This window comes from Winogradskyella immobilis (assembly GCF_021887715.1).
GTDB classification, from domain to species: Bacteria; Bacteroidota; Bacteroidia; order Flavobacteriales; family Flavobacteriaceae; genus Winogradskyella; species Winogradskyella immobilis.
On the sequence record NZ_JAIQXX010000032.1, the window covers coordinates 1 to 9215 of the forward strand.

Annotated in this window: 3 protein-coding genes; all 3 read left to right on the forward strand. The window is 34.7% G+C overall.

The features are described from left to right. Positions 1-22: 22 nt before the first annotated feature. Entirely contained in the window at positions 23-5827 is a 5805-nt protein-coding gene (locus K8Z87_RS13425; RefSeq protein WP_227478095.1) for a LamG-like jellyroll fold domain-containing protein, read from the forward strand. Between the two features lie 157 nt (positions 5828-5984). Continuing rightward, positions 5985-6773, forward strand: coding sequence for a T9SS type A sorting domain-containing protein (locus tag K8Z87_RS13430; protein WP_227478096.1), 789 nt, complete (start codon positions 5985-5987; stop codon positions 6771-6773). Between the two features lie 121 nt (positions 6774-6894). Beyond that, positions 6895-9215 (forward strand): hypothetical protein (locus K8Z87_RS13435; RefSeq protein WP_407704205.1); only part of this gene is annotated, 2321 nt, incomplete at its 3' end.

Here is a 9215-nt window from a genome sequence, read left to right on the forward strand (position 1 = left end):
TGGTACCATAACTAGAACTTATATGGTGGATGATGGTAATGGGAATACTATTACTGTTACTCAAGATATCATTATTAATGATACTCAAAATCCTATAGTAACAAATTGCCCAACAAACATAACTGCAAATACAGATAATAATCAATGTGATTATACTTTCAACCCTGTAGAACCCAACTTTAATGATAATTGCGCTATAGATACTATTGTATGGACAATGACAGGGGCTACATCAGGTAATGGAAATAATGCAATAGGTACTACTAACTTTAATACTGGCCTTACCACAATAACTTATACTGCAACTGACGTTGGCGGAAATAGTGTATCATGTTCTTACACAATAACTGTAACAGATAATCAAAACCCGACTGTGTCTAATTGTCCTTCAAATTCTACATTTGGCACAAGCCCTGGCCAGTGCGATTATACATTTAACCCTACTGAACCAAATTTCTCAGACAATTGTGGTATTGCTTCGATAAATTGGACCATTACTGGAGCTACGAATGATAGTGGTTCTGGCACAATAGACAATAGAAGTTTTAATATTGGCACTACTATGGTTACCTATACTGCTACAGATAGTGCTGGTAATGATATCATGTGCTCATATACTATAACTATAGAAGATAACGAAGCCCCAGAAATAAATTGCCCAGGAAATCAAAATATAAATTTTGATAGTAATATCTGTCAATATACTTTGCCTGATTATACGACTTTAGCGAGTACATCAGATAATTGCGATACTAATATAGTCGTAACACAAAGTCCAGCTCCTGGATCAATACAAACAGGTACGGTCACTATTACGTTAACAGCTATTGATGATGCAGGAGAAACAAGTCAATGTACATTTGATGTTATTCCTTCAGACGTAACACCTCCAAATGCAGTTTGTCAAGATATTACTGTACAACTTGGGCCTAATGGCACTGCTAATATTATAGCATCTGATTTAGATAATGGTTCTAATGATGCATGTGGTATTGCTAATTTTACAGCATCACAAACAAGTTTTGATTGTAGCGATATTAATTATGATGCTGCTACAAATACATTTTTACCAATTCCTGTGACGCTTACAGTATTCGACAATTCTGGTAATTCAGATACATGTACAGTAATGATTACTGTAGAAGATAGAGTTGCACCTACTATGCAATGTACTGATTTTGTAGTTGTCATAGATCCTGTAACTAGAGTTGCAACGATAAACACATCTGATATTGATAATGGATCTAACGATGCTTGTGGTGCTGTATTATTAAGTTTGAGTCAAAATACATTCCCTGAAAATCCTGACGGAAGTGGAACACAATATGACGCAAATGTGACGCTAACAGGTCAAGATATATACGGTAACATTAGTACTTGTATTGCTACAGTAACGATAGAACCTCCTATTAATGTTTTGGCTATTGTTACTGGTGTTATTGTACCTGATGACCCTAATGATCCTAATAACCCTATTCCCCAACCTCCTGCTCAACTTATTGAAGCTACAGCATGTCCTGGAGGAATAACAGAACCTAGAAATGTAGCTTTTACAATTTCTGAAGTTAATCCTTTTGACCTACAAGATCCAAATGTTTCTATAGAACGCTGGGAGTTTTCTCAAGACAACGGAGAAACATGGAATCAAGTACCAAACCCGCCAGCGGGTAATGCATTATCATATACATTTAACGGATTAAACACAGACACCTTTGTCCGTGTCCTACTAAGAATAGATGATCCAATAACAGGTGATTCTATTATACAATCTTCAGCTGCAGCATTTGTACGCTTCTTGCCACCAGATGAGCCACCTATAATTGTTAGCACAACAGCTTTAGATATTTGTTTAGGAGATGATGTTACTGTAGTTGCTGAAAGTTTCTTTGACCAACCTGCAGGTCAGTTTGGTGAAGGTGGTGAGTTTAATTTTGCACAACCAGATGGCTGGAGAGTTGATGGTTTAGATGGTTTCTTCCCTGCTAGTGGTAATAATACGACTCAGCCAACTTGGAAAGAAGCAAATTCTAACAGTAATAGAGAATTTAGTGGTATTAATTATGATACTTCAGACAATACAAAATTTGCTATGGCTAATGGTATAGGTAATACTACAACTTTAGAAACACCTGTATTCAGTACTGTAGGTCTAACTGCTGCAGAAGCTATTTTATCCTTTGACACGAGTTTCTATTTCTGTAATGGTGGCAATGGATTTATAGAACTTTCTTTTGATTCTGGTAATACTTACACACAAACACTAACAACAGTAGAAGGTTATAATTTTACCTCTGGTAATACTACTGGTGTTATTTTAACAAAAGCATCTGCAAATAGATGTATTGGTACTACTAGTATTGATGGTACAGACGCCTCTAGAATGCATGCTGCTTCTATTAATTTAGGGCAATGGATTGGCGAAACTGGATTGAGAGTCAGGTTTACTTTTATAGGAAGTACAAGTTCTTGCGGAGAAGTTGGAAATAACACTTTTCCTAACCCTAATAATGAGAACTGTAATAGAGGTGGAAGAGATTTAGCTAGTGGATGGGCCATTGATAATGTAGGCTTTAGATTTGCTCCTGTTGATGACATCTTAGAATATACGGATGAAGCAGGTAATGTTATTGCTACAGGAACAACAGCTACAGTACAACCTATAACACCAGGAGTACGACGCTATGGTGTAACCACTCTAGTCAATGGCTGTAGGGCTGAAAATGCAGATGGTACTAATTTCTTTAACGTTAATGCAAGTTTAGCCTATGCTGGACAAGACATAACTCCTTTAGCCAATAGTTGTGGAGAAAACTTTGTACAAATGAGAGCTTACGATAATACTGTGAGATCTAGAGTCAATTTTGCTAATGGTGCTTATGAAGATGGTCTTTATGTGGTTCCTGCAGATGATGCAAATGATTTTAATGGTACTGGAGTTACAGGGAGATGGAGTGTAATATCATCGAGTACTACATCTTGTGGTAATTTATTAGTATTCTCTGACGAGACAGATCCTAATGCTATATTTAATGCAAGTCCTGGGACATACACTCTAAGATGGACTATTCAGGATGGTAGTGGTTGTTCTGATGATGTTGTAGTAATAGTTAACGATTGTCCTACTGTAGATTTTGATGGACAAAATGACCATGTAGATTTTAGAAATAATTATAATCTAAATAGTGACTTCAGTATTGAGGTATGGGTAAAACCAGAATCTACAAATGGTACTAGTACTGTGTTTTCAAGAAAAGATGCACTTAATACTTCTAACGGTTACGATTTAAGTATTATAAATAGTAGAGTTGTGTTTACTGCAGGATCTACTTCGTTAACTACGGCTCAAACTATAGGAACAGATCGATGGTATCATCTTGCAGTAACCTTTGATGGAGGTACTTATAGACTATATGTAGATGGTATCGAATTAGTCGCTACTGGCGGTTCTGCCCCTACTACTACACCTAATAATATTAGTGCGCTTCTAGGAGCAATGGATCAAAGACCTCCTAATAATACTCCTGTAAATTATTATCACGGTTGGATGGATGAATTTAAAGTATGGAACAAGGCACTTACTGTTGAGCATATAAGGCAAATGATGAACCAAGAGATAGATCAACTAGGGTCAGACGTTGGTGGTGTTGTTATTCCTTCTAAAATATATGGCCCAGATACTAATCAAGATGGTGTCGAAGATGATCTTTTAACTTGGAATAATTTAGTTGGTTACTATAGAATGAATGTAGTTTGTGGTGATTTAGCTCCATATGCTGGTGTTGGGCCCGCTGGTCGACTGAGAAATATTCAATCTGTACAACCACAAACAGCTCCTTTACCATATACATCTAGGACGAATTCATCTTGGGATACCGATAATACTTGGACTAATTTTACGGTATGGGATGTCCCTAATAGTAATGGTATTAATGGAAATCCTATAGATTGGAATATTGTGAGAACAAATCATAACATTTCTACAAATACAAGAGATTTAACTGTTTTGGGATTAATTATAGAAGCCAACGAACTTACTGTAACAGATATTTCTGATGGTAATCAAAATGAGAATAATAATGGTGTTGGATTAAGCATTACTCATTATCTCAAATTAGATGGATCTATTGATTTAATTGGCGAATCTCAATTGGTACAAAAACGATATAATGTAAATCAGACTCCTGAAAGTATTTTGGATGTTACTAGTAGTGGAGATTTAGAACGCGATCAACAAGGTACCACCAATTTATTTAATTACAATTATTGGAGTTCACCTGTAGGTGCTATTAACACCTCCGCTAATAATGTACCAGAAACATTAGCTGGTTTATTAAGAGATGGCTCTAATACTAATAATCCTTTAACTATTGGGTTTACGGGTAACTTTAATGCTACAGGATCTTCAAACCCTATTACTTTAAGTAACCGTTGGATTTTCACCTTTGAAAATTTCCCTACTGATAGCTATGCAGATTGGGTATTTAAAGGGAATACTATTAGTATTACACAAGGTTATGGATTTACGATGAAAGGTAGTGGTGTTGGCGCAGCTAATGAAGGAGATATTATTACTGGTGGTAATCAAGAAAATGATCTACAGAACTACGTCTTTAAAGGAAAACCAAATAATAACGATATTCTTATACCAATAACTCCAGGCTATCAAGCTCTAGTTGGTAACCCTTATCCTTCTGCTTTAGACTCTCATGAGTTTATTGATGATAATATTCCTGGAGGCAATCCTGGATCATCACCAAGCACAAGTGGAGCGCTATATTTATGGGAACACTACACCTCTAACCAAACACATATTTTAAGAGAATATCAAGGTGGTTATGCAGTATTAAATAAAACAGGAGGCATACCTGTATATGTACCCGCATTAATTAGTGGTGCTGGCACACCTTCTAAAGTACCAGGTAGATATGTTCCTGTAGGTCAAGGTTTTTTCGTTGGAAGCATATTCTCAACCGTTGGTAATGTAGATGCTACTATAAAATTTGAAAATGATCAACGTGTATTTAGAAGAGAAGCTACGGGAACTTCCGTGTTCTTTAGAAACTCAGATTATAAATCTAAAAATAATAAAGAAGATCATAAAGCACTTTTAAGAAATGAAACAGCTAATAATGAAATTTCTAGAATACGCCTTAATTTCACTGCGCATGTAGATGGCCACATCCGTCCTTTATTAATAGGCTTTACTCCAGATAATACAGCTACAGATGGTATCGATTATGGTTATGACGCACGTAATGAATATTTTCAAAATAACGATGCCTTCTTTATTATAGAGGATGATGTATATGTTATACAAGGAGTTGGTGCTTTTGATGATTCTAAAATGTATCCTGTTGGTGTATTCTTATCTGAAAATAGTGATGTAGAATTTGAACTCACAGATTTAGAGAATTTTGAAAAAGGCCTAGATGTCTACATCTACGATTCTGTTTTAGGAACCTATACTAATATTACTGAAGAAAATTATGTGGTAAACTTAGAACCAGATTACTATGCCGATCGTTTCTTCTTAGCATTTAGAGATCAAAATTCCACATTGAGTTCAGATGACAAAATATTAGATAAAAGCTTTATAAGTTACTTAAGTAATACAAAAGAGATTTATATTAAAGTTCCTAATAATGATGTCACTGAAGTGAAGTTAATTTCTATTTTAGGGCAAACTGTTCAAAAATGGGATACTAATTTAAATCAATATGCTTCTGATGCCTATAGAATTCCTGTATCTAAACTACCAACAGGAACTTATGTTCTTAATGTTGAAACTGAAGATTCCGTAATCAGTAAAAAGATTATTATTAAATAGAAAAACATAAAAAATAGATTAAAAGCGATTCTTAAAGAATCGCTTTTTTTATGAGCACAAAATGTATTTTGTCGATTTTTTATGCATTTCACGGATTATTTCCCGAAATATTTATATATTTGTACCGAATGTCCCAAACATTCTAAATCTATAAACTATGAACCTACTAACACAAAAAGCACTGGTACCAGTGCAAACCGCAATTTTTGTTTTATTACTAGGCCTTATTGGTGTCAATACTTTAAATGCACAGATACAACGTGTAAGACTAGATTTTACGGCACCAGATGGAGCTGTTAGACAAATTCTTTTAGGCTTTACTCCAAACAATGAAGCTTCAGATGGTATTGATTTTGGATATGATGCTGCTAATTGGGATAATTTTGCTAATGATCTTAACTGGATTATTGAAGATTATCGCTACATCATTCAAGGAGTTGGTCAATTTGAAGACACTAAAGTTTATCCAATGGGCATGTACCTTGGAGAAACTGGAGATATAAGTATAAGTCTTAATGCATTAGAAAACTTTAATGAAGATATAGAAGTTTACATCTACGATGCTTTACTAGAAACATACTCATTAATAAACGATTCTGATTACGCAGATACTATTGAAGCTGGCGAGCACTTAGATCGTTTTTATATTGCATTCTCTATTCCTGAAACATCAGCAAATAATAATACACTATCTAGCACTGATTTTAATAAAGCTGGAGTTGCTATTAAATACTTAATTAATAGTAAAGAAATTTTTGTTTCTTCAAACAATTCTGTTTCTATTGAAGAAATACAATTATTTAGTATTGAAGGAAAACTCATCTTTTCCGACCTATTAAATAATGAAAGATTATATAGAAAAAACTATAAGCTTCAATCCAAAGGCTCTTATATAATTAGAGTTAAAACCAATAGAAGTTGTTTTTCTAAGATAATAATCATATAAATTAAAATTTACAAACTTCTAACTATCAAGTAAATAAAAGATAAATATGCATTTCATCGATTATTATTGCACTTTATCGATTATTTTTATATATTAGCCAAAATTATAAGCCCTATATCTTATGAAGATAAAATTACTACTTAGTCTTTCTGTATTATTACTATTATCATTAAATTTAAATGCGCAAACAGGCCCTGGAGGCGTTAGTAATAATTTAAGTTTTTGGCTTAAAGCAGATGCAGGAGTTATTGAGTCAGGAGGTGCAGTTAGTCAATGGAATAATCAAGGAGGGATAGGTGACATTAGGCAAAGCAATGCTAGTTTTCGCCCTAGCTTAACCTCAAATGCTTTAAATTTTAATCCCTCTCTTTTTTTTGATGGAAATGATGATGTATTACTTACAGGAAGTGGTTTTGATAGTCACACACAAATTATTGTATTTAACCCTAGTGCTAACATATCTAATACAAGTAGTTTAGAAATTGTCTTAGCACACTCTCTTGATGTTGTTAATTCAAATGCTGGGTTAGGAACAGGCAATCTAAATGCAGTAGGCGGTAGTTTCCCTGTATCTTACTTTTTTAGTTCTACTGATGTAGATACAAGCGGTGGCGGAGAATATGTTGCAGCTTTAAATACTCCCGGTTTTTCAACAGACGATCCTTTTCTATCGATTCTAAGACAGAATGACTTTGCGATAGGAAATGTGAATTCACTTGAAGAAATAAGGTTATGGGGAGAATTACAAACTATTACTACGATTCAAAATCAAGACCAATATGGAGTTTTCACTAATGAAGGTTTTTCTGTTGGTAGGCGATTTGGAGGTAGTTTTGAATTTAGAGGTGACGTGCTTGAAGTTATTTCTTTTGGTCGGCGAATTACAGATAATGAACTATCTAGTATAGAATCCTATCTCTCCATTAAATATGGATTAACGTTAAATCAATCTACGCCACAAGATTATGTAAATTCATTAGGAAACACTATTTATGACTCAGATGGAGCACTTTCTGGGTTTGTTTCTAATATTGCGGGCATAGGTAAAGACGATGCTTCTGGGTTAAACCAAAAACAATCTATATCTACAACTACAAATTCTGTACAAGCAAATAATATAGGGCTTGTTACTATAGGTAATGGAACAATAGCGGCTACCAACATTTTAAATGGAAATGATTTTAGTGTAGACCAAAGTTTTATGCTTTGGGGTAATAATGGGGCTTCTATAACATTAAATACACCTATTACTATTAGCTCGCAAACATTAAATAGAATGTCTCGTATTTGGGCCATTCAAGAAACGGGTACTGTGGGCACAGTAACTTTAAGTATACCTCAATCTACTTTTAATAATGTAAGTCCTACATTAATAGTGAGCTCAAACACAACATTTAATGGTTCGGACACAGCTGTGAGTTTAACAGATGATGGCAATGGTAATTTTACAACTACGGTAAACTTTACTGATGGTGACTTTTTTACATTTGCTCAGTCTGACGCGCCAGTTCCTTGTACTGGACCTAGTATATCATCTTACCCATATACAGAAACATGGAATAATGGTATTGGGCTTTGGACTCAAGATACTGAAGATCAAGGAAATTGGACTTTAAGTAATATTAATGTTTCTGGTGGCGGCACACCTTCTGGAAATACTGGCCCAACTGGTGATTTCACTGGAGGTGAAGAGTTTTTTTATGTCGAAGCTTCTTTAAATCGAGATCCTGGACCAGGTAGTACTGTAAATTTAATAAGCCCTTGTATTGATCTAACTGGGTTTGAAAATGCGAATTTTTCTTTTCGCTATCATATGTTTGGATCTGATATGGGTGATTTATCTGTAGACGTGAGTACCGATAATGGTGCTACTTGGCAGCAACTCAATGCTGATGGAAATATTGTAACAGATACACCTATTTTAAGTGGACAACAACAAACAGGACAAGCTCAAGCATGGAGTTTACAAAATATTGATTTAAGTAATTATAATGATCAAGTCATTCAATTACGTTTTTCAGGAACTACACCTCCTAATCCACCAGGTAATACAGATCCAAGCTTAGCCCCTTTTAGAAGTGATATGTCTATTGATCAAATAAATATTACAGCAGATGCTATTACAGCATTTACACCTGTTGCGTCATGTATTAGTAATCTTACAGTAGATTTAGACAATACTGGTAATGCTACAATAACAGCATCTCAATTAGATGATGGCAACAGTGTTGGTGATCTATCAATAGATATTTCAAGTTTTGATTGCTCAAATATTGGCACACCAGTTACTGTAACCTTAACTGCTACAGACCCTAACGATTCTAGTAATACTGATACTTGTACTACAAATGTCATTGTTAATGATACTACAGATCCTGCTATACCTACCCTTAGTGATGTAACTGTTGGTGAATGTTCAGGTACTCCTGCAACACCGACTAC

Coding starts and splice junctions, on each gene's coding strand:
- K8Z87_RS13425 (WP_227478095.1), top strand. CDS start 23: ATGGTGGATGATGGTAATGGGAATACTATTACTGTTACTCAAGATATC.
- K8Z87_RS13430 (WP_227478096.1), top strand. CDS start 5,985: ATGAACCTACTAACACAAAAAGCACTGGTACCAGTGCAAACCGCAATT.